This window comes from Methanosarcina sp. (genome assembly GCF_049706645.1).
Taxonomy (GTDB): Archaea; Halobacteriota; Methanosarcinia; order Methanosarcinales; family Methanosarcinaceae; genus Methanosarcina.
Genome location: NZ_JBNAKP010000024.1, coordinates 12779 through 37197 on the forward strand (window position 1 = coordinate 12779; position 24419 = coordinate 37197).

The 24419-nt window shown below is 42.9% G+C and carries 24 protein-coding genes; 5 read left to right on the forward strand and 19 right to left on the reverse strand.

All coding sequences use genetic code 11. From position 1 onward, the window contains the following. Window positions 1–486 precede the first annotated feature (486 nt). The 3 genes from pdxS (at window position 487) to ACPK8D_RS09525 (ending at window position 3038) form a co-directional block, all read left to right on the forward strand. Entirely contained in the window at window positions 487–1383 is an 897-nt protein-coding gene (pdxS, locus tag ACPK8D_RS09515) for a pyridoxal 5'-phosphate synthase lyase subunit PdxS (RefSeq protein ID WP_424717618.1), read from the forward strand. A 322-nt stretch (window positions 1384–1705) separates the two neighbouring features. Then, complete coding sequence (gene pdxT / locus ACPK8D_RS09520) at window positions 1706–2305, forward strand: pyridoxal 5'-phosphate synthase glutaminase subunit PdxT (protein ID WP_424717619.1); 600 nt, start codon at window positions 1706–1708, stop codon at window positions 2303–2305. Window positions 2306–2630: 325 nt separating this feature from the next. Next, on the forward strand, window positions 2631–3038 hold the full coding sequence (locus ACPK8D_RS09525) for a pyridoxamine 5'-phosphate oxidase family protein (RefSeq protein ID WP_424717620.1): 408 nt from the start codon (window positions 2631–2633) through the stop codon (window positions 3036–3038). Window positions 3039–3470: 432 nt separating this feature from the next. Here ACPK8D_RS09525 and ACPK8D_RS09530 read toward each other — a convergent pair whose 3' ends face one another. The 7 genes from ACPK8D_RS09530 to rpl7ae all read right to left on the reverse strand — a co-directional run bounded on the left by ACPK8D_RS09530 (window position 3471) and on the right by rpl7ae (window position 7277). Continuing rightward, window positions 3471–3890 (reverse strand): 30S ribosomal protein S6e, encoded by a 420-nt coding sequence (locus ACPK8D_RS09530; protein WP_424717621.1) that lies wholly within the window; start codon window positions 3888–3890, stop codon window positions 3471–3473. Between the two features lie 150 nt (window positions 3891–4040). Next, window positions 4041–5816, reverse strand: coding sequence for a translation initiation factor IF-2 (infB, locus tag ACPK8D_RS09535; protein WP_424717622.1), 1776 nt, complete (start codon window positions 5814–5816; stop codon window positions 4041–4043). A gap of 14 nt (window positions 5817–5830) precedes the next feature. After that, on the reverse strand, window positions 5831–5992 hold the full coding sequence (locus ACPK8D_RS09540; protein WP_424717623.1) for a hypothetical protein: 162 nt from the start codon (window positions 5990–5992) through the stop codon (window positions 5831–5833). Continuing rightward, a complete protein-coding gene (gene ndk, locus ACPK8D_RS09545) occupies window positions 5970–6419 on the reverse strand; it encodes a nucleoside-diphosphate kinase (RefSeq protein ID WP_424717624.1) in 450 nt (149 codons plus the stop codon). The genes ACPK8D_RS09540 and ndk overlap by 23 nt, the downstream gene beginning before the upstream one ends. 44 nt (window positions 6420–6463) lie before the next feature. Further along, on the reverse strand, window positions 6464–6652 hold the full coding sequence (locus ACPK8D_RS09550; RefSeq protein ID WP_048166765.1) for a 50S ribosomal protein L24e: 189 nt from the start codon (window positions 6650–6652) through the stop codon (window positions 6464–6466). 16 nt (window positions 6653–6668) lie between these two features. Beyond that, a complete protein-coding gene (locus tag ACPK8D_RS09555; protein WP_048140916.1) occupies window positions 6669–6890 on the reverse strand; it encodes a 30S ribosomal protein S28e in 222 nt (73 codons plus the stop codon). A 24-nt stretch (window positions 6891–6914) separates the two neighbouring features. Then, window positions 6915–7277, reverse strand: a complete 363-nt coding sequence (rpl7ae, locus tag ACPK8D_RS09560) for a 50S ribosomal protein L7Ae (protein ID WP_424717625.1) — start codon at window positions 7275–7277, stop codon at window positions 6915–6917. A 311-nt stretch (window positions 7278–7588) separates the two neighbouring features. Between rpl7ae and ACPK8D_RS09565 the strand changes: the two genes are divergently transcribed. Further along, window positions 7589–8236 carry a TatD family nuclease-associated radical SAM protein gene (locus ACPK8D_RS09565; protein WP_424717626.1) on the forward strand — a complete coding sequence of 216 codons (648 nt, stop codon included), beginning with the start codon at window positions 7589–7591 and terminating at the stop codon, window positions 8234–8236. A gap of 283 nt (window positions 8237–8519) precedes the next feature. Here ACPK8D_RS09565 and ACPK8D_RS09570 read toward each other — a convergent pair whose 3' ends face one another. The 3 genes from ACPK8D_RS09570 to ACPK8D_RS09580 form a co-directional block, all read right to left on the reverse strand. Beyond that, on the reverse strand, window positions 8520–10016 hold the full coding sequence (locus tag ACPK8D_RS09570; protein WP_424717627.1) for a WD40 repeat domain-containing protein: 1497 nt from the start codon (window positions 10014–10016) through the stop codon (window positions 8520–8522). A gap of 325 nt (window positions 10017–10341) precedes the next feature. Beyond that, complete coding sequence (locus tag ACPK8D_RS09575; protein ID WP_424717628.1) at window positions 10342–14181, reverse strand: PKD domain-containing protein; 3840 nt, start codon at window positions 14179–14181, stop codon at window positions 10342–10344. Between the two features lie 517 nt (window positions 14182–14698). Beyond that, entirely contained in the window at window positions 14699–16405 is a 1707-nt protein-coding gene (locus ACPK8D_RS09580; protein ID WP_424717763.1) for a right-handed parallel beta-helix repeat-containing protein, read from the reverse strand. Window positions 16406–16723: 318 nt separating this feature from the next. Between ACPK8D_RS09580 and mntA the strand changes: the two genes are divergently transcribed. Then, entirely contained in the window at window positions 16724–17170 is a 447-nt protein-coding gene (gene mntA, locus ACPK8D_RS09585) for a type VII toxin-antitoxin system MntA family adenylyltransferase antitoxin (RefSeq protein ID WP_424717629.1), read from the forward strand. Between the two features lie 155 nt (window positions 17171–17325). Here mntA and ACPK8D_RS09590 read toward each other — a convergent pair whose 3' ends face one another. From ACPK8D_RS09590 to fpoN, 9 genes are all read right to left on the reverse strand, one after another. After that, window positions 17326–17601: a type II toxin-antitoxin system VapC family toxin gene (locus ACPK8D_RS09590; protein ID WP_424717630.1), complete on the reverse strand. Its 276-nt coding sequence runs from the start codon at window positions 17599–17601 to the stop codon at window positions 17326–17328. Next, window positions 17555–17716: a PIN domain-containing protein gene (locus tag ACPK8D_RS09595; RefSeq protein ID WP_424717631.1), complete on the reverse strand. Its 162-nt coding sequence runs from the start codon at window positions 17714–17716 to the stop codon at window positions 17555–17557. Before ACPK8D_RS09595 ends, ACPK8D_RS09590 begins: the two co-directional genes overlap by 47 nt. 5 nt (window positions 17717–17721) lie before the next feature. Then, entirely contained in the window at window positions 17722–17958 is a 237-nt protein-coding gene (locus ACPK8D_RS09600) for an antitoxin VapB family protein (protein WP_424717632.1), read from the reverse strand. A gap of 289 nt (window positions 17959–18247) precedes the next feature. Continuing rightward, complete coding sequence (locus ACPK8D_RS09605) at window positions 18248–19969, reverse strand: PKD domain-containing protein (RefSeq protein ID WP_424717633.1); 1722 nt, start codon at window positions 19967–19969, stop codon at window positions 18248–18250. A gap of 1908 nt (window positions 19970–21877) precedes the next feature. Next, on the reverse strand, window positions 21878–21976 hold the full coding sequence (locus ACPK8D_RS09610) for a type II toxin-antitoxin system RelE family toxin (protein ID WP_424717634.1): 99 nt from the start codon (window positions 21974–21976) through the stop codon (window positions 21878–21880). After that, window positions 21958–22143, reverse strand: coding sequence for a type II toxin-antitoxin system RelE family toxin (locus tag ACPK8D_RS09615; RefSeq protein WP_424717635.1), 186 nt, complete (start codon window positions 22141–22143; stop codon window positions 21958–21960). The genes ACPK8D_RS09610 and ACPK8D_RS09615 overlap by 19 nt, the downstream gene beginning before the upstream one ends. Before the next feature lie 10 nt (window positions 22144–22153). Next, on the reverse strand, window positions 22154–22327 hold the full coding sequence (locus ACPK8D_RS09620; protein WP_424717636.1) for a hypothetical protein: 174 nt from the start codon (window positions 22325–22327) through the stop codon (window positions 22154–22156). A gap of 236 nt (window positions 22328–22563) precedes the next feature. After that, a complete protein-coding gene (locus tag ACPK8D_RS09625) occupies window positions 22564–22959 on the reverse strand; it encodes a F420H2 dehydrogenase subunit FpoO (protein WP_424717637.1) in 396 nt (131 codons plus the stop codon). Between the two features lie 13 nt (window positions 22960–22972). Continuing rightward, complete coding sequence (fpoN, locus tag ACPK8D_RS09630; protein WP_424717638.1) at window positions 22973–24418, reverse strand: F(420)H(2) dehydrogenase subunit N; 1446 nt, start codon at window positions 24416–24418, stop codon at window positions 22973–22975. Between the last annotated feature and the right edge of the window lies 1 nt (window position 24419).

The window sequence follows — 24419 nt, forward strand, 5'->3', positions numbered from 1 at the left end:
TTGCTCAGGGACTGACTAAGAGGACTTTTCGAGTCCTTCTGCCCTGGATCCTGGATAAGTTTATATCCCAGAACCTGAGGGGGATCATATATATTATATGAAGACTGAAATAGAGTTAATAGACCTCAGGCACAACAGATAAAAGCAGACTAAAAAGTCGCGGTAAGGCTCTATAATGCATCGGGTATAGAGGACGGACGAGCCATACAGAGTCAAAAAATATAAAGTCATACCCAGAAATGAAAAAATCCTCTAAAAAATCCTCTATTATTGCAATTTAATTTATCTGTAGCCGTTCATAAGGAATAACTTAAATAATGCTTTTAACTATTGAGCGTATTCACAATTCACTGGAGAAATAACTAACCGAAAACCGCAACCTGTCGGTTGCAATCAGTGGAAAAGACCTGAGGGTCATTTCACCGTGGAAAGGGTTTCCCACGGCATAGAGCTTATAATCATATCAAAACAGAGAGGACGACATTCATGGATTTTGAAAAATTAAGACACGGGACCGAACTTATCAAGAGGGGCTTTGCAAGGATGCAGAAAGGGGGTGTGATCATGGATGTTACAACTCCAGAACAGGCCAGGATCGCAGAAGAAGCCGGAGCAGTTGCTGTTATGGCCCTTCAGGCTGTCCCTGCTGATATCAGGAAAGCAGGCGGGGTTGCGCGGATGGCCGACCCTGAAATTGTCCAGCAGATCATTGATACGGTTACAATCCCTGTAATGGCAAAAGCCAGGATAGGACACTTCGTCGAAGCCGAAATCCTGGAAGCCCTGGGTGTTGACATGGTGGACGAATCCGAAGTCCTGACCCCTGCTGACCCCTACTTCCATATAGACAAAACACAGTTTACCGTGCCTTTTGTCTGCGGGGCCCGAAACCTCGGAGAAGCTCTCCGAAGAATTAACGAAGGGGCAGCTATGATCCGGACAAAAGGAGAAGCCGGAACCGGAGATGTCAGCCAGGCAGTAAAACACATGAAACAGATCCAGGGTGAAATTCGTGCCCTTGCCGGGAAGACTAAAGAAGAACTGATTATGGTTTCCAGAGATATCGAAGCTCCGATCGAACTTGTAGTAGAAACCTCAAAAATGCAGCGCCTGCCAGTAGTAAACTTTGCAGCCGGCGGAGTTGCAACCCCAGCGGATGCTGCGCTTATGATGCGGCTTGGGGCAGACGGTGTTTTCGTGGGCTCAGGCATTTTCAAAGCCGAAAACCCTGAGAAAATGGCAAAAGCCATCGTCGAAGCCGTAAACAACTTTGACAACCCCACAAAACTTGCTGAGATCTCAAAAGGCGTGGGTGCCGGCATGAAAGGGATCAGCGCAGATATGATTCCTCTTGAAGAAGCCCTTCAGGAACGCGGCTGGTGACCCACCCGAATTGCGCTTCGCCCGAGTCCCGTCTCGCCCGAGTCCCGTCTCGGGAGGACGGCCCGAATTGCGCTTCGGGAGCACGCCTCCGTTTCGGTCGCTACGCTCCCTCAAGCGGAATAACTTATGGACAGGTAAAATGACTTTTTAACTTGCTTAAGCGGAAGATTTTAGAAAAAACTGGAATTTAGCTTCATTCAAACGGAGCTGAGATTTAATTTTTAAAAATGGATTTTTCTTACGGGCTGTAGGAATAAATTAATTCAATTTTTTATTTTCGGATCAAAAAACAACAAATTATTTCTGGAAAATGGTGTTTTTTATGAAGATAGGTGTAATCGCTATTCAGGGAGCGGTTTCTGAGCATATTGATGCTTTGAGGAGAGCCCTCAGGGAAAGAGGGGCGGATGCAGAGGTAGTTGCTATAAAGCATAAAGGTATTGTCCCGGAATGCAGCGGGATTGTGATTCCTGGCGGGGAGAGTACCACGCTTTGCAGGCTGCTTGCCCGCGAGGGGATTGCAGAGGAGATTAAGGACGCGGCTGCAAGAGAAGTTCCGATCCTCGGGACCTGCGCAGGCCTGATTGTAATTGCAAAGGAAGGCGACGAGCAGGTTGAAAAAACCAGCCAGGAACTGCTCGGGATTATGGATACGAAAGTCAACAGGAACGCTTTTGGGCGGCAGAGGGCTTCTTTTGAAGCCGAACTTGAGATTGATCTTCTTGATTCTCCTTTTACCGGCGTGTTTATAAGGGCTCCGGGAATCGTGAGCTGCGGGCCTGGGGTTCGCGTGCTTTCCAGGCTCGACGACCTGATTATTGCCGCAGAGCAGGGAAACGTTCTTGCGCTTGCTTTCCATCCCGAATTAACCGGGGACTTGCGGATTCACCAGTATTTCCTGGATAAAGTGTTTAACTGCTAACATCCGGCTGTTGAAATTAAGATAGGGTTCCGGTTTTTTTCCGGCTCTTCTTTCTTATACCTTTTTGTAACTTTTTATATAACGTTTATATAAGCTTTTTATGTTAATTTTTCAGGCACTCTTTAACTATTGCATACTTATGTTAAATTCTTCATACTTTTTATCTGATTTTTGTACTTTTTTCCTGTGCCTTCCAGCAAGCTTTCTTATAGGCGCAAAAAGCTGAGCAAAAAGCGTTTTTACTTTCTTTATTTTTGATACCTTGAAAACTATATACGGATTGCAGCCATATTAATAAAAACCGACTCAATAAGGGGTAATATAAATGGTAAAATTGACAGATGAGATGAAGGAAGATTTTGCAAAGATGAAAATTTTTCCGTTTGCAACTGCATCTAAAGGTGGAGAACCGAATGTAATACCAGTAGGGCTGTGCATTTTACAGGAAGATGGAGAAACAATCTGGATAGCAGACAACTATTTCCTTAAGACCCGTAAAAACCTTGATGAAAATCCCAGGGGCTCAATCTATTTTTGGGGACCCGAGATTAAAGCCTGCTATCAGATAAAAGGAGATATTGAGATAAAGACTGAAGGGGAAGATTACGAGAAAATGTATAAAATGGTTAAAGCTAAATCAGATAAGTTCCCTGCAAAAGCCCTTGTAGTTATGAAAATTACCGAAGTTTATGACTGCAAGCCCTTCACAGAACCCGGAAAGAGAATTCTCTAAAGAGCTTTCAAATCAACTTAAAAAATTTACTGTTTTATTCTGACGTATGGGATGAAATAATGTCCCCATTACCTTTCTTTTTTGAAAAAATTTTCAATTAAAGTCAGGAGATTGCAAATATGAGAAAATCTCTAATGAAAGAACGATTTTTATATTTTATTATGCCCCTTATCGTATGCACGTCATTAGGATACTTGTCTAATGATTTAATGAATGGAATACGCACTGGGATATTCATTGGAATCGGGGTGGGTATAGGGACAGAGCTAGGAAAAAGAAGAGAGAAAAGGAAACCAGAGAAATAGAAAAAAATACTAGAACCAATAACAGATGAAATAAATAAAAACAAAATCAAACTACATAAAACTAAAAAAGATCAAAAACAAAATCAAAAAGTGTTTTAAAGCCCGCCCGTGGGCGGAACTTGAAAAATCACTCTGCTGGAGCCTCTGCTGGAGCTTCTGCTGCGGGTTCGAGACCGAGAAGGGCTCTTATGGATTTGCTTCCGTACTCTACGACTTTTGCATTGATCTGGACGATGTCAGGAGCAATTTCCTTGCCGCGCATCATCTTTCTCCTGCGCTGTCCCGGAAGTTTGGGGGTGTAGCCCACGCCTACTGCCAGCAGAATTCTCTGCCTTCTGGGGCCAGGAAGGTCGGGTTTCATAACAAAACCGCTGCCGTCACAGCCGCCAGTGATCTTGACTTTGTATCCGGTCAGGCCGAAAACAGCACCGTCAACAACGTCGCCTATTGATTTCCCGATTAATGCGTTTGTGTCAGGGTCTTTTACATCGACCTGGTAAGCACGCGCTTCCTTCGGGTCAGAAATTACAACTTTGAAACTAGCCATGTGAAATCCTCCAATATCAGATTTATTTTTAATAATTCCTTTGCCTTGCCTTTCTATCCGAAGTTTACCCCTATTCGAAGTTCACCCGGAATTTCCTGAATTCTTACCTGAACCTTACGTGCATCCTGAATAATTATGCACTTATAAGCGTTATTTTGCCCAGAAAGGATTGTCTTTTCTTTTCAGGGAAAGGAAAATGTCAAGAGTCTCCTTTTCATCGGTTGAAAGGGAATCGTATATCTCGTGCTCAAGAACTTTGGCGTGCCTCTCAGGCACATTAATATAGAGCACATCGTCTTCTTTGATCTGTCGGCCTACGGTTGCGCCGTCAATTGCCATTGCAACCTCTTTGCCTACCCCTGCCGATGGAATATTATCTCCTTCGGACTGCAGGCCCTTGATCTTGCCTACAACGTTTCCGTTTTCAAGCATGACATCTGCGTTCGTCCGCACGACTCCGCCAAGCACTCTTACGCCGACAACTGCAGGCTTGCTCTGGCGGAATACGCAGCCCGGAAGGATTTTGAATTTTCCGGGACGGATTATCGTTTCGAAAATCTTCTTTTCAGCCTTTTCCTGCTGCTCTTTTACATACTTCTGATAATCTTCAATCAGGCGGTAGATCACATCACTTGTGAATACCTTCACATTGCTTTCCTGCAGGAAATCTCTGGCGTCAGGATGAATTTTCACACTGAAACCTATAATCACGGAATAGAGCGGGTCTTCAACCGTCGAAGCCTCAATGGCATCACGGTGTGAGATATCTCCCACTTCGGCTTTCCTGATAGGTACCTCATCTTTTTTGAACTCATGGACAAGGGCTTCAAGGGAACCGAGGGTATCGGCTTTGATCATGATTCCTACCGAACCCGTATCAATCCGGACTTCATCAATCTCGGATTTTACCTGGGTTACAATCTCGTCAAGGGTTTCTTCGGTAGCAACCCTTATGGGAGAGCCTGCAAGGGCACCTTCGAGACCGGGAGCCGAAATCTTTACACCGACCGCAGCAGTAACCTTATTCACCTGCTTGAACTTGCTCTCGTAACGAATTTCGGAAAGTTCCCTCGGTTTTAAAAGGGCCCGTACCTTTGTCTGGATCGGTTCTCCCAGGCTTCCGATAACAACGGTATCGCCCTTTTTCAGAGTGCCGTCGTAGAGAATAACATCAAGGGTCGCACCCAGGCCTTTTTCTTCCTTGACCTCAAGCACAGTGCCGACTCCAGGGCCTGTAGCGCTATACTGCAGGTTTGCTTCAAGGAATTTCTGGGCAAGGCCGAGAAGTACCATCAGGACATCAGGAATTCCTTCGCCCGTAACAGCACTTACAGGCACTACACCCAGGGTTTTCTGGAAGTTTGTAACCCTGTCGTACCTTTCTGCTGCAAAACCCTGGTTATATAGCTCGCCTATTACCTCGTAGAGCTTTGTCTCAAGCCGGGCCTGAACGTCCTCGGACTGTTTTTTGAAAGTGGCTGCAAAAGGCAGGTCTTTTTGTGAGACCCAGCCGCCAATCCTGTCGATTTTATTAGCAACAACAACAAAAGGAGTTTTGAACCGCTTTAAGATCTGCAGACTTTCGTAGGTCTGGGGCTTGAAACCTTCGTTTATGTCCACCACAACAATTGCAAGATCGGCAAGGGCACCTCCCCTGCTTCTTAAAGTTGTAAAGGCATGGTGTCCAGGCGTATCAATAAAGAGCAGTCCTGGCACTATGAACCTTTCTCGAAGCCTCGGGTCTCCGAGCTTTTTGATAATCACATCTATTGGGACTTCAGTTGCCCCGATATGCTGGGTGATGGCGCCGGCTTCTCCGCTGACAATTGCAGTACCCCTGATCTTGTCCAGCAGAGTCGTTTTCCCGTGGTCGACGTGCCCCATCACGCAGACTATAGGAGTCCTTAAATTTTTCTTGTCGGCCATATGCAAAACCTCTCTCATTCCCGCGTCTTATTCGCTGCAGGTCCAGAAGGGTCCGGGTTTCCCCTAAGGACCCATATTGCAGGTACCGGATAAACAAAAGCCTGAATCGTGCCCTGAAGTTCGAGGGCATGAAAAGGCTTTGATGTACCTGCTTTATTCGTACAGACAGACCTCATCGATTCTGGAATACTTCCCGATTTCGGAGTCCTTAAAGTGAATTGCAATTTCCCTTGCTGCAGCGTCCGGGGAGTCGGATGCGTGAACTACGTTTCTGCCCACATCCAGAGCGAAATCCCCACGGATTGTTCCGGGAGCCGCATCCACAGGGTTTGTAGCCCCGTTTATGGCCCTCATGACACGAACTGCATCTTTTCCGGCTACTACCATTGAGACTGAAGGGCCGGAGGTGATGAATTCGATAAGGGAGGGGAAGAAAGGCCTGGCTGCATGTTCACCGTAGTGTTCTTTTGCAGTGGCTTCACTGATAACGTTCATCCTGAGAGCGACGATTTTTAGACCCCGCTTCTCAATTCTGGAAATTATCTCTCCGACCAGCCCGCGCTGGACTCCGTCAGGTTTTACCATAACGTATGTCTGTTCCATGTACACACCTTAATAATCCGAACAAATAACTGACAATTCTATTCTTATGCTTTCTTCAACTGGATTCTGCCTTTCTCGGTCCACTCAGTACGCCTTGGAAGCCTACCCAGGTTGAAGTTGTTCATGCACTTGGAAGAGTGCATATAGTAGGTAGAACCGTCTTTCTTGACGTAGAGCTTACCGGTTCCGGGCTCCAGCATCTTTCCGCAAAAATAGCATTTCCTCTGTTCCATCCATTTCACCGCTTTCTTATCTGGTGGTCAGTTTCTTCGCTTCTCTTGAGGTCTCAAGAAGCATCAGGATGTCGCCGATGCGGACAGGGCCTACACAGTTTCTTGTAATAACACGACCCTTATCCCTGCCTTCCAGAACCCTGCACTGGATCTGACTGGCTTCACCATGCATACCTGTATTCCCGATAACGTCAATAACCTCAGCAGCAAAGCCGCCGGTTGTGCTTTCGTCAGCCATAATCAGCACCTCATGTTATCAGGATTATTTAAGAGCTTCAAGCTTCTGGGCAATGTCCTGGACCATTTCAGCTGCTTTTCCTGAGTCTACGATTGCGACAGTTGCACAGGACACGCCAAGCCCACTGGCTGCACCGAGTTCCTTCTGGTTTTTGATGAAGATATAAGGTGCTTTCTTTTCCTCGGAAAGGGGAGCGATGTGAGCAACGATCTCGGCAGGCTCGATGTCTTCCGCGATGAGGACGAGCTTTGCGTTGCCTCTCTCGATTGCTTTTGTGGCTTCATTGGTGCCTTTTTTGATCTTTCCAGTGTCTCTGGCAAGCTCCAGAGCTTCAAGTGCTTTGTTTGTAAGTTCCTCTGGAACGTCGAATTTAGCTAATTGTGCCATTTAAGATTCTCCTTCGAAATTGCGAGTACCGCAATTTTTCATCAATCATAGGTTTTTTAACACACATCTGTCAACATTGAGATTCAGATTCTTAAATTAAAGCCTGAGATACTTCAATGTGGAGAGTAAATGAGTTGAAACATAGATACTGCTAGCTAAATGCCGCAGATCGAACCTTAGAAGTACATGATCACCTATAAACTTTCTGCTTGAAAACGCGAGTCATAAACGAAAAGCAGAAGTAAAGTAATAAGAAATTCGTATATATAAGGCTATTTTCAGTTCCCGGATAAAAAGCGAATTAATACGTTATGGTTATAAGGAATGTAAGAAATTTTGATCGCATGGACACAATTTACTACGAAGCTCATAAAAATCTCTATCTTAACCTTACCAACCGCTGCAGTGCAGATTGTATTTTTTGCATCCGCAATTTTGCAGACGGAGTTTACGGATATAACCTGAGGCTTTCGAAAGAACCTACAACTGAGGAAGTTATCGGAGCCCTGGAAGAACTGAACCTTTCAAAATACAGAGAAATTGTATTCACAGGTCTTGGAGAGCCCACCCTGAGGCTCGACGTGGTGCTTGCAGTAACCCGCTGGCTAAAAAGCCGGAATATTCGAGTCAGGCTTGATACCAACGGACAGGCAGCCCTGATAAATCCGGGAAGAGATGTGATCTCGGAACTGAAAACCGCAGGAATAGACTCCGTATCCGTAAGCCTCAATGCCGAATCCGAGGAAAAATATAACAAGCTTTGCAGGCCGATTCACAAAAACGCTTACGGTGCAGTACTTGATTTTATAAGGGGAGCAAAAAGGGCAGGAATCAGTACTAGAGTTACGGTAGTTAACGTGTCCGAAATAGACCTGGAAAAATGTAAAAAGCTTGCAGATGAGCTTGATTCGGACTTCCACATAAGAGCATTATCCGAAGCTGCAAGCAAAGAAATTTGAAACTGTTAAAGGTTTACATGTTTAATAAATTAAGCTATTTAAGACCCTGGAGAGATTAATCAGCTTTGAGAAATTAACCAGCTTTATAATTGAAAGTTAGAAGCTGAAAAATTACACAATTGAAACACATAAAATTAAAATTTGCAGAAATCAGATTTACAAATTCAGATTTAAAGAATTAAGATTTATAGAACTGAAATTTACAGAACTAAAATTTGCAAAATTGAAATTTACAGAACTGGAAGTTTACACCTCCAGGGCTGAAATTTCAGTTTCGGATTTTTTATTGATTTTCAGGTCTGTGTATATCATCGTCAAGGTTTTCGAAATATTCAGAATTCACCTTTCGGGTCCGTGTCTTAAAGGTTTTGTTTTTCAGGTAGAGCGCTACTATTAAGACTGCCAGTAAAAGGACCATAGGAAACTTAAAGAAATTAAGTAGTCCCGGAAGCTTTGAAGAACTTTCTGCAGAGCCCGAGCTTTCTGCAGCCGGATCTTCTTCGTTATTTGTATCACCTGACACTTTACCTGAGGAGGCCGAAGCAATTTCAACTACGTTTTCAATGCCCCCAGTCGTTGCCGTACCTTCATTTAGCGGCAGTCCGGTTTCTAATTCCGTATCGAGGTCTGACTCCCTGAGTCCGTTTCCGGAAAGGAAACGTTCATCTTCAAAGAACTGTGCAAAAAACGTGGAATTCCGTTCAAAGAGATATGCCGCTCCGGCATCGCTCCCTGCAGCAAGGACCGAACTGTCGAGAGAAACGGACACGCAGTTAATATTTCCTTCGCAACTGCAGTTCCAGAATTCGTTCCCTTCCATGTCGAGGACGTAAAGCATATCATCCCAGCTTCCGGCTGCAATAAATGACGCATCCGGAGAAATTACAACACTGTAGATATCGTCTTTTACCCGGTAGTCCCAGAGTTTCGTGCCTGTGCTGTTAAACAGGTAGATCTTATCGTCAAAACTGCCTGCTGCCAAATGTGAGCCGTTGCTTGATAGCGAAACGCTGCTTATCCAGAAAGCAGGATTGTGCATCCAGGAAAATTCCCCTTTCTGGTTAAGGAGATAGACATTATAATTGGACCCGCCGGCAGCCACATAATAGGCGTGCGGAGTCATGCACACGCTATTGATTACACTGCCTGTCTTTCTTTCCCAGATTTTATTTCCTTTACTGTCAAAGAGGTAAATACACTGATTGGAACCCCCGGCTGCAACATAAGATCCGTCCCTGGAGATGGCTATACTTCGGACGGAATCCCCGGAATCGAAACTCCATAAAAGCTTGCCTTCCCTATTAAAGAAGTAAAGCTTGCCGTCCTCACTGCCGGCTGCCACATACGAACCATCGGAAGAGACCATCACACTATTCAGGCTGCCCCCGGTTTCATAATTCCAGAGCAGGTTACCCTGCCGGTTAAAAAAGTATACCTTTTTATCATTGCTTCCTGCAGCTACACGAGTCCCATCGGAAGAAATCGATACGGTATAGACAACGTCTCCGGTAGTATAATTCCAGAGTTTTTTCCCATCTGGATTAAAAAGAGAAACACTATGATCAAAATCCCCTACTGCAAGATAATTCCCACCGGAAGAGAGAGAAACTGTATTGATTATGCATCCGGTCTCACATTTGCAAAGCAGGTCAAAAGCCCTGAGTTCCGAAAGGTTTACTTCCCCACTATCCGTAACAGGATCTGCAGCTCCTGGATCTGCAATCAGGCCGAAAAGCAGACCAAGTGCCATAAGTAACCATATTCCTGCTGACTGTCTCATAGTAATTATAATGTAGGAGTTTATTCCAAATGAATTTTTTGTTAGAGTTTGCAGCAGAAAAATAAGGGCGTTATATAACCAGTAAGGTTTTACGGAGTAGAATTGAGGATCAGGAAATTAGAGTCAGCCAAGGTACTGGTTTCGTTTCACTGAACCATTAGCCGCGGTGGATACCCGGAAGATAAAAAGTAAGTTAAAATGGCGAATAAAATCAATAAGAGCCATAGATTAGCTATCTACAGCCCTAAACTTTAAGGTAAGTCGCGGCTTGAATAATTGGGTTTAATTCTGGCTAACCGACCCTTTTCATGCTTTTCAGAAGGTATTACCTGCTTTCCACCTTAATATAGCCGGTTTTTCTAGCTATATTGCTACCGGCAGCATTTTTCACAGTTAATGTAACATCATAATTTCCTGCCCCAGTATATGTATGAGTTGCATTCATAGCATGTTTTGAATAGATCCCATCACCGAAATCCCAGTACCAGGAAGCTGGTGACCCGGTGCTCGTATCAGTGAATTTAACTATGAGTGGCGCTTTTCCGGACGTTACATTCGCAGAAAAATCTGCAACCGGCATGTCAGGAATCGTATCAGGAGTTGTCACTGTTATGTAGTGATATTTTGTAATGATAGACTTACCGCCACGGTTATCCAGGTATAATGTTACGGTGTATTTACCAGGCTTTTCGTAAACGTGCATTGCATACGGGGTTGCTGATTCGTTACTATCCACCATATAAGACTGAATTACGCCATCGCCAAAATCCCACTGGCGCCAGATTGGATAATTTGGAAACTCGGCGTCCTTATCATCGAGGAAAATTACCGTGAGCGGAGCGCTTCCGGACGTTACATCGGAAGAGAAGTATGCCGGAGATGCAGGTTCGTCCCCGATTCCAACGAGTACGTAACCGTACTTACTTATTGTGCCACTGCCTGCGGCATTTTTCACTGTCAGGTTAACAGTATACCCGCCCATTTTCCCGTAAACGTGAGCAGGATTCTTTAGGGTTGACGTGTTTCCGTCTCCAAAGTCCCATTCCCAGGAAGCTGGTGAGCCTGTACTGTTGTCAAAGAACGATACAACCTCATTCTCGTAAATCCCATGATCACTGGGTTGATTTAATACCTCCTCGGCTTCCGGAGAATAGAAATCCGCAACAGGCTTTACCGTCGGCGTGGTTGCCATGACTGTGATATAGCCATGCCTGGTTATCGAATTGCTGCCTGCGGCATTAGTTACCTTTAGAGTAACATTATAAATTCCAGGTTTTTTGAAGGTATGCGTCGCATTCATGGCATGTTTCGAGTAAATCCCGTCCCCGAAATCCCAGAACCACGACTCTGGTGCGCCTGTACTGTTATCTGTGAACAATACCTTTAAAGGCGCATCTCCTGATGTTACATTTGCGGAAAAGTCGGCAACAGGAGCTTTCAAAGCTTTAACGGTGATAAAAACGGGTTTCGTAACTGTATTATTGCCGTGCTCATTCGCAACTGTGAGGCTTATATTATATTTTCCTGGCTTTGTAAACGTGTGAGTCGCATTCATGGCATGTTTTGAATAAATTCCGTCCCCGAAATCCCAGAGCCAGGAGGTAGGCGAGCCTGTGCTGTTATCGGTAAATAGTACCTTTAAAGGTGCGTATCCTGATGTGGTATTTACGAAAAAGTCTGCAACAGGGACTTTCTGCTCCTGCTCTCTTCCGAAAACAGTGCACGTGTAAATGTCTGCATTTCTGTCGGGATCAATATACCAGTTATTTCCATTGCGATAGTCTTCCCATACTATCCTGTTCCCATTGATAGCCGGGTACGTTTGGTCGGATTTATTGGTAGTAATCGGAATTTCTTCCTGAGTAGAGAAATTATACATGTAGATATCATAGTTTCCATTCCGGAGATCATGCCATACTATTCTGTTACCAAAGATCGCAGGAAACTCCTGTGCCGAGTCATCGATGGTGATCCGGGTTTCAGTTGAAGTGGAGAGATTGTACATATAGATATCCCAGTTTCTATTGCGCCAATCTGCCCACACTATTTTGTCCCCGTAGATAGCAGGAGAATATTGATCCGAATCGTCAGCAGTAACCTGCGTTTCCTCGGATGTGGAAATATTGTACATATAGATATCTGTGGGATTATAGCCTTCTCCGTTGCGAGAATCTTCCCAAATTATTATGTCCCCGTAGATCGCAGGGTCATCCTGATGTGCCTCATCAGTGGTAATCCGGGTTTCCCGGGATGTGGAAAGATCATACATATATATATCTCCATTTCCATTTCGGATGTCTGTCCACACAATCCTGTTCCCGTGAATATCAGGATAGAATGCTTTTCCGCTGGTTGTAATACGAGTTTCTTCGGAAGTAGAGAGATTATACATATAAATATCAGATTTATCCCAGACATTCGTATTATTATTTCTGCGATACTCCTGCCAAACTATCCTGTCTTCGTAGATTGACGGCTTCCAGGGCCACAGTCCACTGGAATTAATGCGGGCTTCCTTAGAAGTAGAAACATCATACACATATAGATCGTATACATTTGCGTAATCTCTTCGATTACGGTCGTCATTCCATACTATCCTGTTTCCGTAAATAGCGGGTTGAGATTGATTTGATTTGTTAACAGTTATTTGAGTCTCCTTGAGAATAAATCCATCTATAGGCGGAGCAGGAAGTGCAGTTATCATGGATAGTCTTGAGACAGTTCCGTTTGCATTGTTAACTGTCAGGTTGACAGTATATATCCCTGGAGTTGTGTACACATAAAGCGGATTTGCATCGGTGGAATCAGTTATTCCGTCATTATTAAAATCCCAGCTTCTAGACGTTGCATTCCGCGAAAGATCCGTAAACAGGACAGTCAGAGGAATATTCCCGGCGGTCACATTGGCACTGAAATTTGCAACCGGAAATACTAACTGCTGGTCCGACAAAGCGGTGAGAGGAAGATAATCAATATCATTTGCACTGATCGTATAGATAGAGTCGCAAATTCCATCGCTATCCCAGTCATTGCAGTTCTGTGAAAGACCGGATCCATCTGGCTCTGCCCAGTAATTACCGCCCAGGTAGGGCCCGCCTGCAATGCTGGTTCCAGATATTTTTGTGGTATTCCAGATAGTGTTTATCGGTTCTCCGTATTGCAATTCTACGGTATTATTGAAGAGGTTTACCGTGTTATTGAAGAGATTGTTGTAAATCAGGCTGCTTTCCTCAAAAGAAGGATCTGTGGAAGTTTGCTCTATATAGATTCCATAATCCCTGTTTAACTGTATCCTGTTGCCAGTGATCAGGGTATTAGGACAGGAACTTCCTATTGATATGCCAATATCGTTGTTTGAAATCATATTATTTTTAACTTCGTTTCCAGGGGAGAGATGATCAATTACGATCCCCTTGCTGTTTGAGGTTAACGTATTATTGGAAACGTTATTGCCTCCGGTGAGGAAACACATTAAAATAGCGTAATTGCATCCTGAGATCGAATTATTAGTGATAATATTGTCGTGAGACTCAGGGAGATTGAGTCCATAACTCTCTCCATTGTCAGATATAGTATTTGATACTGAATTGTTGAGAATTCTGTTCTCACTGGAACCCCCCAATGTTATAGAACCGCCCTTTATAGTGTTATTTGCTATTGTAACATTGGTTATATCTCCCCCTGCATTCAATCCGATACCTGAATTAGAAAATATGTTATCCGAGAATATACAGTTGAAACAGTTAACCGCATCAATACCTATCGGGCCGACATCCGAATTGATTCCTGGGAATTTGTTATGCTTGAAAGTGCAGTACTGCACACCTTGATTTATATCAGTAGTTATGTACTCCTGGATGCCGAACCCCGAAATAACAACATTATTGGCACTCACGGTAAAAGCCGTAACAACGGTATTTTCCGGATTTCCGGACCTGGATAGAATACTCAGGCCTTCGACATTAACGTTCACTCTTTCGTTATAGATACCCGGTAAAACGAGAATTACATCCCCTGAAGACGAATTATCTACTGCTTCCTGAATAGAACTGAACTTCGCCTGAGGGTCGTTACCTGCGATAATTTGCTTTGCTGACGCAGGACTGCAAATCACACCTGCTATAAGCACAATAGCCACTAAAAGAACTATTCTGTTTGCTCCCATTAACTCCCCACTCCTGCTGAACCTGTTAGAAAATCCATTTAATTCTGTTTTGAGAGCAGCCAGACTTTGCCTGTTTTAATAGTATATTTCCAGTAAGAACTGACCAGAAACAAAATGCGGGATTTAAACAGGTCCAGTGAATATTCCAGATGGGAACTGCGAAAACCCTTCCCTGAACCTGTGCACTTTATATTAATATTTTAAATAATATAATAAAAATAAATAGAAGTACACCTCGAAATGTCAAGCTTTACTATTAACTATAACCGGACATGGGGATTTTTACAGTACCCTACAAAGAACCTGAACACACAGACAAATATAATTGTCGGATAGCTGCCGAAAAAATAAGAGAGATCGGAAGTTAAAGAAATAGCTTTAAAACTGGAAGGCTGGAAGGTAATTTAGAACTGGAAGGCTGGAAGGTAAATGAGACGATAATGAGTTAGATAAAACATTGAAAACGAAATAAACGCCAGAAAGAAAAAAGAAACAAAAAAGATAAAAACTCGATCTCTCAAACCCGTTTAGCCAGGAAAATAAGAGACCCTTTTTCAGTGCCATTTCCAGAGTAGTTCGCCGGGACTTTGAGTACAACCTCCAGGTCTTTACTTGTATTGTTTGGAATTACTTCGGAGAAATCCGACCAGAAAAGGGAAGAAATATAAATTCCTTCTGAGAAAACCGGATCTGAAGAACCTGTAACTTCAGCGGAAAGGCTAACATTACTTTTTCCTGTGTTCCTTACCTTCAAAACCTGAGGTTTGCTTGACTGTCCTGTTGACTGCCCGGAGAGCAGGGTTCCGAAGTCAAGGGTATTTCGGTCAATTTCAATGGAAACGTCAGAAGTATTATTTGTTTCAGACATTCCGATTGTGACCGTAAGATCCACTCCGGTTGCGAAAGGAGGCCTGGCGAGCGGAAGATAGTCAAAGTCACTTCCGTTAATATTGTATGGCAAGTCACAGATCCCATCGGAATCCGAATCATTTGATACCTGGGAAAAACCGGTTCCTTCCAGGTTTGCCCAGAAATTCCCGCCCAGGTTTGAGCCCCCTACAATGTTTGTCCCTGGCGACTGTGTAGTGTTCCAGATATTTCCCCTGGCGTTCTCGGTTTTCACATTTATGCTATTATTGAAGTAATTATTATAAATACGGTTATCCGCACTGTAGTCCAGCAGGTAAATACCGGATTCGTTACTTGCTTTTATTGTATTGTTAGACAGCTCGTTGTCGTGGCAGTCTTCTCTCAGAAAAATGCCTGTGCTGCCATTTGAAATCGTGTTATTGTAAACTCTGGAGTCGAAGACAAAAGATAGATAAATCCCGTTCCCGCAGCCTATAATCAGGTTATCACGCAGGACAGTCCTTGCCTGAACATCATAAATGTCAATGCCTGTACTGCAGTTTATGATTTCATTCCTTGAGACGAGATTGTTTCCACCGCAGCAGGCGATACTTATCCCGTCGCCGTTCGAGAGCCGGTTCTGGAACATTATATTATCCCAGCAGTGGGCGCCAATCACCAGGTTACTTTCTTCAATGATATTATTTATCAGCAGGTTTTTGCCGCACCCTTCATCAAGCCAGATGCCGTTGCGGAAAAAAGTATTCTTCAGGAGTGTACTGTTCCTGGAGTTTTGCAGGTAAACCCCGTACCGGTTTTCGAAAAACGTGTTATTCTCGATTGTGCAGTTGTTAACCTGCTCAAGACAGATACCTGCTGAAGGACAGCCAATCTCATCCCATTGGTAAAGCGTATCGAACCCGGAGCCTGAAACCTGACCCGAAATTTGCCCTTCTTCTGCATCCCCGGGACCACTGGAATTATTGCCCTGGCCAGAAGAGTTTGCAGAGCCTGAAGCTTCAGGGACTCTGGAAGTGTCCCACAACCCCGAGATATTAAAGCCGCTGATAGTTACATTATCGGCTTTAACCTGGAATACGCTGGAATTTTTATCACTTGCCCTTACAAGCACACTTTCAGGGTTCTCAAATTCCGAACTGACCTTCACACCTGACACATTGACAACAATATTCTCCTGATATTCGCCTGCTTTCACAATAACGATATCCTCTGACGTAGAATTATTTACTGCAGCCTGGATTGAATTCCCAGGATCTACATAAATAATCTCTGCACTTCCGACGCCTGCCGAAAGCAAAAATAAAATAACAATTAGTGCGGTACTGAACCTCCGCCTGTTACTGCGGTCTCCCATAAACACGATTCTCAGAATTGACCCCCCAGAAACTTTATATTAGCCCCTCCAGCTCAAAACAAGATAAATTTTGAACCGACAGTTATCGTTTATAGTGAAGATAATTGTTAATATACAGATTAAATCAATAATTTATATATTAACTGTTCCTTTGTTTTTACATGAAAAATGTTTACCACTAGTAGGATTTCCCTAAGGAGAAGAAAGCGGATTTTTCAGGTATCCAGCCTGGCTAAACAAGTTTCCAGATTCTCCTGAAAAAATTTGAAATAGATCGAGAGAATCTATTTGAAAGAATAAGACATAGGAAACATTGTAATGATCTCCGAGACCGATAAACTGGATAAAGAGATTCTAATTTCCAAACTTGCAGAATTTTTCGAATCGCAAGAAGATGTTGAGCTTGCTTACCTTTTCGGTTCAACGGCAGAGGATAATAGAGGGCCTTTAAGTGACATCGATGTGGGTGTTTACCTTTCAGTCAGGCTTACAAAAATGGAAAGAATAGACAAGCGCCTGGAATTAGCAGTTAAGCTTGCAGGTTTCCTTAAATCCGACAGTATTGACCTTATAATCATGAACGATGCACCGCCTGTTATTAACTTTGAAATAATAAAACCCAATGTTCCTTTATTTGTGAGAGATGATGATATCAAGCTTGACGTTGAACAGAAGATAATGTCTCGCTACCTGGATAGAAAACACCATGAAGACTTCCTGAACAGGGCTTTTTTAAAAAGAATTAAAGAGAAGGGGGGATTCTAAGTTACAGCTGTTGACAAGATAATTCGGAAGTTGAACTTCATTCAGCGCCCTGTAAGTTATCTTAAATCAATTGATACCGAGAACGCCAACAAAATAGTGCAAAGGCTTTATCAGAATCGCAACCGGACCTTCTATCTCTCTGCGAAACTAGTTTTTCAATAAATTATAACTTCAAGTTCTGGCACTTCTTTGAAATGGTTATCTCTGGTAATTATTTTCTCATCATAACAAAGTACTATTGAAGCTATCAGTTCATCGAATGCTCCAATGGCCTTTCCCCTGGAGAGTAAACTTGCAGAAAGCGAAGCAAAAACTTCATAGACTGATTCTTCAAGCTTCAGAACCTGAAAACATTCCAGAAGTTTCTTAATTTCTTCCAGGTTTTCATGCGTTTCGGGATAAATATGCTCCCCGGTACAGTTCAAGGACATTAATCTCGGTCGTGCTTAAGGGAATTTCCTGAGCTTCCATTTCATCCAGCTTCTGGAGAGCTTCATTTTTTCCTCTAAGTAGGTCTACAATAAAAGAAGTATCAAGTACCGGCATCGAGATCAACCTTCCTCAAGGTTAATTTCCCTTATCTTAGCTTTTCTCATATCTCTGGAAGCTCTTTCAATTGCATCGGCAAGTTCGGGATTGGAACCTATATCTGCGAGCACGTCAGATAGTTTTCTTTTTTTGGGGTAATATTTGAGGATTACATCTGAGAAGCTATCTTTTTCTGAGGTTTTGAGGCTTTTGAGTTTTTCGTAGGCTTCTTCACTTATGCTGATTGTTCTGGTTGGCACGATAGTAACTGTGTATGTATGTGTATTTAAGTTTTTCAGTGAGGGACAAATGCGATTGAAAGAAATTTCCAGCTGGAAGTCTAAAGTATTACTAATATCGGATAAGTAATAATTTCAGAGGAAAAATGGATTTTAATCAATTTGTTTTCAACTCAATAAGTAAACCCGAATATTGGCAAAAGCTATTAAGTAACCTGTTTCTCCAGAAATGGAAAAAAGATTAAAGATCAAGAAATTCGGGGAATCAGTCCCCTGAATTTCAAAATCTCAGTTAAAAGATTGAAAAACATTATTTCTCCTTGTGGATTGTTATTGATCCTCCCTGGAGTTCTGTTGTCGGATCGGCATTGTCATCAGCTTGCAGCATGTTGTCATACACGACTGCACCGGAAGCTTTATCCCAGATTTTGATTCTGAACTTATCGGAACTGCCACCGCCGTTAAGTTCGCTGTCAATAGCAGTTAACATGAAACTGTATTCGCCTGCTCCGTTGATAGTACCTGTACCCTTATATTGTGCGCGTGCTCCGGCAACTACCAGCCAGTCATAGTTGTTTGAATGGAAATTCAGGTCTGCTACCTGGAACTGGAATTGAGTAACACCGGTTGGGACAGTGGCTCCGTTCTTGTACTTTGAAACAAAACCGAAATTGGCAGTGCCTTCCAGACTCGGATCAGGTACATAGGCTCCTGCCGGAGAGTTGATCCAGCCTCCGCCCGTAACAAAGCCGCCTTCAGGATCAAAAATAACAACATATTTGGAAACCGAGTAGTCAGTTCCCGAATCATCGTCCGTAACTGTCAGGGTAACTTCATAGATCCCGACAGAGGAATATGTATGTTCCCCGCTAACTGTTCCCGACCCTCCGTTTTCAGTGACAGATCCGTCCGAGGAAAGATCATCACCCCAATCCCAGACTGCTGTGTGAGTATCAAGTATTCCGGGATCGGTAAAGGTAGAACCAACCTTTATCTGCGTTCCGAGCTGTACAGGATCAAACGGAGAGTTGATTTCACCGGCATCAGGAGCAACATTACTGACCGAGACTGTTAATGTATCACTGGCGGAATTGCCTTGTTCATCAGTTACAGTCAAAATAACTGTATAAACTCCGTTATCGGCGTAGGTATGGGAACTTCTAAGGGAATTGTCTCCCTCCGAGCCGTCGCCAAAGTCCCAGTGGGAAGTATAGGTGTGTGGCCCTGAAGCCGTAATGGTTCCTTCAAAGTCCACACCTGTTCCTTCATCTGCAGTCTTATCCTCACCTGCTTCAACTGTTACAGGTGCAGGATATTTAAACAAAATTGCCAGACCCGGGCTAATTACAGGTTCGTTATACGAATATTGTAAGCCTCTGCCATCATCACTCTCAATACCGACAGTGGCTGATACTCCATTATTATAAGAATCGGATCCGAAATCAACATCTTTATACTGGAATTTAATGTCATTCGTACCTTCATAAATTATAGCTTCGAAGGTACCGCCAGAAGGTGAGGCTCCGGAAGGTGTACGGTGCTGGTTCTCAAACCATTCAACAACGAGTTTTCTATTCGGAGCTTCTCCAATTACCTGATAATAGACCGCGCCATCCGAGCTCCATGTAACAAGATCATCCCAAAAAGGTGAGATGAAATTATGGAGGGTGCTGCTTCCTATAGGTTGATTTTCCCACTGGTTTGTTCCGTCGCCGGGAAGAGTAATCCCGTTATTAGTTACGCTTACCTGGCTATAATCAGTGCCATAGTAGTTGAATAAGAAACCAACAGGAATGCCGTTCACATATTTATCGTCACTACAGGGTAGTATCCTTGTTCCCGTCCATGCAATCTCTATCCAGTCGTAAACCGGACCACCTGCAACGTTACTATCTTCAAACGTATAGCCAAAATAATCAGGACCTCCAGAACGACCTTCCTCCACGGCAGAAGCCGCTCCCCCGGTTATGGCAGTGAATGCCAGCAGTAAAACCAGAAATGTTAATAATTTTGGATTTAAATTGAGATTCATCATACATCACCAGAATTATTTAGTACCCCATATAGCAGAATGTTAAAAAATTCACAAGTTTTGCTTTTACACACTCTTATACCCGCACCAGGCAGGCATTTTTGTCGATACATTCCTGGATCAGAAAGAAGCCAATTTTTCTGATATCAGGCTTTCAAGTTTTCTTCTTACTTTCCAAGCTGTTATTATTTCATATCAAACAGGATTAACTAAATTCGTAGTTTAGAGATTTTTCCACAAATCTATACTAATTTTCGAGCTTAACCAGTCTTGTCAATGTAATCGAACTCCCTTTCTGACCTCACCTCTATACCCCAACAATTTTATAAATCTCTTCAACAGTATACATATAAAAAATATGTATATAATTGATAAAATAGTTTTCATAGTTAGAAAGTATAACTAATAAATATACTTTTCTTTTTTACGAAAGTATGATAAAATATGACATAAAGATAATAATTATATATAAACTAAATCAGGAAAGAACCATTGTTTCATTATATAAACGCATATAAGTCTGAAAGAATCAATGATGAATAAATTTAATTTATAAAGAGATATCAGGATCGAATATAAAAAGCCGTTGAGAAACAGAAACAAGAACCAATTAGCAGGCACTTCATACAGGGAATACTACAAAATTAACAAAAAGACAGGAATTACACTAAAATTAATAAAAAAGCCACAAAACGCAACTTTAGATAATGTTTAATATTTCTGTGCCCCTGCCTGCAATTGAGTTGGCACTCTATTTCTTTTCCCTTAATGACAGTCAAGACAAAAATTGGGTCATCTACCTGAGTTATTGAACCGGAACTCGAAAGTTAATAATTCCTTTAAACTACATGTATGATCTGTTATTTTTTCCACCGTCAATAGAGTTATTTGGAACCATTTTCTGTTTCCAGAGTCAATAATTCAAGGACACGAGCAAAAATAGATAGCCACCAGTTCAAGATAAAGTGAATTCATAAAATCCAGATATTAATCTTGAAAGATGTCTATAGATACTATTTCTTTTCAGGCTGTTTCGAAAAGATCATTTGAAATTGCTTTGAATTCTGCCAGAGATACATAATACACTATACTGAGTTTTCCGGCTCTAAGTTTATTTTAATCTTTTTTGAATATTCTTTGTACAGCCACCCGTTCAAAATATAATGGACCTACCGAAATTTCCCATTAATTTTAAAAAGGTAACTATTATGGTTATTTATCCATTACATACTACCAGGCCATTTACAATTACTTTGAACTTCCTGCTGAAGAGAATGTCAAAGTTTTCAATGTACACTTTATTTTCCTCCACTCGTTTGGTGTATTTCACGCTTTTTTTGCATATTCTTACGTAGTCACCGGTTCAAGAAAAAATGAATTCAGGCAATTTGTCCATAACATCTTAAAAGGTGGCTATGCCGGTGGTACAAATAAGCATAGAACTTTAAATTATATAATATTAATAGAATAAAATTTCCTAATTATTAATAGGCTCTGAAAATCTGGACAATAGTCAGCTAAAAAAGTAGATTATTTTTAAACTTGTTTTACAGTTTACAATTTTTTACTTTTTTATGAAATCAGGATTTTTTAGCTTGCAATTGACTATTTGGGCAAATTAGGACTATTCATGTTAAAGCAAATTTTACTTTAAGGCCAAATGCAATAAATGCTCCAAAAGCTTTGGATTTTATTGAAGATAATGAATTACTCTGTCAATTTATAAAGCACATAAATACTTTCATTTCTTTACTGACTTTCAGGTGTGTACCCTTTTACTTGTTTGCCAGGACGGCAGGGTCAATAATGATACATTCTCTCCAGGTCGTAATGATTCAACCTAATTCGAAATATGCGGAGTACGTGCTGGAGTGTATTGAAAGAAAGAGACTAAAGACTGAAAGTGAGTCATAATTCACTATAAGCAGAACGCCTATTTCTTACGTAAAAAATGGTTACATTCTTTGTTTTGTGCACTACTTCATATATTATCCTGTAATCTCCCACCCGAACACGATACCGATGTTCAGCGCCGGACAGTTCTTTGAATCGGACGGAAGAGGCACCTCTGCAAGCTCCTCAATCTTTTCGAGGATATCAGGAAGCCTGTCTTTTGGCACTTTCTTTAAATCTTTCTCTACACTGGCCTTGAAATCGATTGTATAAGCTGCCATTGCTCTGAATTTACAGTCTTCGTTTCATTTCTTCAAGACTAAGAGTCTTCTCGTTGCGTCTTTCTGCAACGATAGCCAGATCATGGAGATCCTCTTTCATTTTTTCATATTCCTCTATCGGAAGAATAATCGCCACTTTTTCCCCATTTTCATCAATCACGTATTGTTCATGCGCAACGGTCACATAATCACCTTTTTCAGGAAAAATCCCAAAATCTGTTTTATACGCATTTATCTTCTTTTCAGGTATAACCTTTTTTCGTCCGCTAACCTTAGCGAAAAAAAATCATTTTTCTAAATTCAGGTACTCCCTAACATCTCTATGGACCAGCATTGGAGGATTCCGCAGGTACATTCAGAAGAAACTCTGCTAAAAAATAAGAAAATTAATAAAGCCGCAAAATGCAGCTTTACTTAAATTCAGTGCTCGTGTACGTGTTCGTGCCCGTGTATACGGCCCTCTTCATGGGCTTCCTCAAGCTGCTCTCTTTTAAACCTGATATAGGTCTCATTGACGGATTCCAGGCAAATTGTGCAGACATTTACCTCTTTTTTTACGACCCCTTTTGAGAAACTGGGGACCTGAAGTTCCACAGGGTAGACCCTACCTTTTTTACCGCATAGAGAGCATTTGTTTCTTCTGCAGGAGAGTTCGTCTTTGTTAATGCTCAAATAGGTTTTCTGGGCGGAATCGAGGCAGGTCTCGCAAAGCCCTTTCCAGACACCCTCAGGATAGGCGAATTTGAGAAGGGGAGGGAAGGTCCGGACCGGATTAACGGTCGGGAGTGCACGTCCGCAAAGATCACAATCTGTCATTTCTCATACCTCCTTAGATTAATACCTGTGCTGCATCCATTGCCCACTGCAAGAAGGGTTCGGGCCAGATGCCCATTGACAGCACGCCGGCCACTGCAAGCAGGAGAGCTGCTGCATATGGGAAAGGCATGCCGATCTTTTTTCCTTCGGGGGGCAGGAAATACATGTATCTTACAAGCCGTGCATAATAAAACAGTGAAAGGGCACTGTTCAGGATTGCAATTACTGCAAGCCAGGCCATGCCTGCTTCAATGGTTGAAGAGAAGAGTACCAGCTTGGCCATGAAACCTGCAGTCGGGGGGATGCCAGCAAGGGCAAAGACGAAAACCGTCATTGAAAGGGCAGCCAGAGGCATTCTCTTTCCAAGGCCCCTGAAGCTGTCCAGATGGTCCGGGACATCAAGGTCTCCTGTCTTTTGCGTGGTAATCATCCAGACCACGGCTGCGGCTGCAATAAATGCTCCTCCTTTCATAAAGGCGTGGGCTAGGGTATAGAAGATTCCGCCTGTAAGGGCCATTGGGGTCATTACCACAAAAGCCATTGCAATATATCCTGCCTGGGCCAGGGAAGAGTAGGCGAGCATACGTTTTACGCTGGTCTGGGATACTGCAACCACGTTTCCGAAGGTCATGGTTACGACTGCCAGGAGCGTAAAGGCAAACTGCCAGTCAGTCTGAAGGGCGGGAAGGGCAAGGATGAAAACCCTGAAAGCTGCCACAAAGCCCATCTTTTTCGACCCGGCTGCAAGCAGGGATGAAACAACTGAAGGCGAGCCCTGGTAGGCATCCGGAGCCCACATGTGGAAGGGCACAAGCGCCATCTTGAAGCCAAAACCTGCAATAAGCAGCACTACTGCAACAAGCCCGATCGGGTTTTCTGCCAGAAGGGCGGCGTTTTCAGCAATCATGGGAATGCTGGTAGTGCCTGTTGCCCCGTAGACAAAAGAGATCCCAAAGAGCATAAGCGCTGAAGAAACCGCGCCTATTACAAAGTATTTCATGGCACCTTCGAGAGACTTTGCGTTCTGTTTTTCAAAGCCTGCAAGTGCAAAGGTGGCAAGACTTGCCAGCTCAAAAGCACAGAAGAGCAGGATCAGGTCGTTTGCGGATGCAACAACCATCATCCCGAAGGTTGCGAAAAGTACCAGGGTATAGAACTCTTCGGTATGGTCGCTGTTTTCATTATACTTGATTGAAGCAACCGAAACGATCAGCGCAACTGCCAGGAAGACCAGTTTGAAGAACTGGGAGAGGGCATCGATACTGACAGTATCGTAAAACATTGAAGCTTCGGTCCCGAAGCTCTGTACTGTCAGGACAAGAGCTGAAAGCACTCCCAGGGTTGCCAGGTAACCCAGCACATTCTTGGTCCGGGGGGACATAAAGACCCCGATAAGCAGTATAATCAGGCCGGTTGCAGCGACTGCGATTTCAGGTGCAAGGAACATTAAATTCTCCATA

What these genes read in the sequence shown, in the direction of transcription:
- ndk (WP_424717624.1), bottom strand. Translation starts at nt 6,419, where the DNA reads ATGGAACAGACATACGTTATGGTAAAACCTGACGGAGTCCAGCGCGGG.
- rpl7ae (WP_424717625.1), bottom strand. Translation starts at nt 7,277, where the DNA reads ATGGCACAATTAGCTAAATTCGACGTTCCAGAGGAACTTACAAACAAA.
- ACPK8D_RS09540 (WP_424717623.1), bottom strand. Translation starts at nt 5,992, where the DNA reads ATGAGGTCTGTCTGTACGAATAAAGCAGGTACATCAAAGCCTTTTCAT.
- ACPK8D_RS09625 (WP_424717637.1), bottom strand. Translation starts at nt 22,959, where the DNA reads ATGACAGATTGTGATCTTTGCGGACGTGCACTCCCGACCGTTAATCCG.
- ACPK8D_RS09575 (WP_424717628.1), bottom strand. Translation starts at nt 14,181, where the DNA reads ATGGGAGCAAACAGAATAGTTCTTTTAGTGGCTATTGTGCTTATAGCA.
- ACPK8D_RS09595 (WP_424717631.1), bottom strand. Translation starts at nt 17,716, where the DNA reads ATGCCGGTACTTGATACTTCTTTTATTGTAGACCTACTTAGAGGAAAA.
- pdxT (WP_424717619.1), top strand. Translation starts at nt 1,706, where the DNA reads ATGAAGATAGGTGTAATCGCTATTCAGGGAGCGGTTTCTGAGCATATT.
- ACPK8D_RS09550 (WP_048166765.1), bottom strand. Translation starts at nt 6,652, where the DNA reads ATGGAACAGAGGAAATGCTATTTTTGCGGAAAGATGCTGGAGCCCGGA.
- ACPK8D_RS09605 (WP_424717633.1), bottom strand. Translation starts at nt 19,969, where the DNA reads ATGAATCTCAATTTAAATCCAAAATTATTAACATTTCTGGTTTTACTG.
- pdxS (WP_424717618.1), top strand. Translation starts at nt 487, where the DNA reads ATGGATTTTGAAAAATTAAGACACGGGACCGAACTTATCAAGAGGGGC.
- ACPK8D_RS09590 (WP_424717630.1), bottom strand. Translation starts at nt 17,601, where the DNA reads ATGTCCTTGAACTGTACCGGGGAGCATATTTATCCCGAAACGCATGAA.
- ACPK8D_RS09555 (WP_048140916.1), bottom strand. Translation starts at nt 6,890, where the DNA reads ATGGCTGACGAAAGCACAACCGGCGGCTTTGCTGCTGAGGTTATTGAC.
- ACPK8D_RS09525 (WP_424717620.1), top strand. Translation starts at nt 2,631, where the DNA reads ATGGTAAAATTGACAGATGAGATGAAGGAAGATTTTGCAAAGATGAAA.
- infB (WP_424717622.1), bottom strand. Translation starts at nt 5,816, where the DNA reads ATGGCCGACAAGAAAAATTTAAGGACTCCTATAGTCTGCGTGATGGGG.
- mntA (WP_424717629.1), top strand. Translation starts at nt 16,724, where the DNA reads ATGATCTCCGAGACCGATAAACTGGATAAAGAGATTCTAATTTCCAAA.
- fpoN (WP_424717638.1), bottom strand. Translation starts at nt 24,418, where the DNA reads ATGGAGAATTTAATGTTCCTTGCACCTGAAATCGCAGTCGCTGCAACC.
- ACPK8D_RS09565 (WP_424717626.1), top strand. Translation starts at nt 7,589, where the DNA reads ATGGTTATAAGGAATGTAAGAAATTTTGATCGCATGGACACAATTTAC.
- ACPK8D_RS09615 (WP_424717635.1), bottom strand. Translation starts at nt 22,143, where the DNA reads ATGGCAGCTTATACAATCGATTTCAAGGCCAGTGTAGAGAAAGATTTA.
- ACPK8D_RS09580 (WP_424717763.1), bottom strand. Translation starts at nt 16,405, where the DNA reads ATGGGAGACCGCAGTAACAGGCGGAGGTTCAGTACCGCACTAATTGTT.
- ACPK8D_RS09530 (WP_424717621.1), bottom strand. Translation starts at nt 3,890, where the DNA reads ATGGCTAGTTTCAAAGTTGTAATTTCTGACCCGAAGGAAGCGCGTGCT.
- ACPK8D_RS09570 (WP_424717627.1), bottom strand. Translation starts at nt 10,016, where the DNA reads ATGAGACAGTCAGCAGGAATATGGTTACTTATGGCACTTGGTCTGCTT.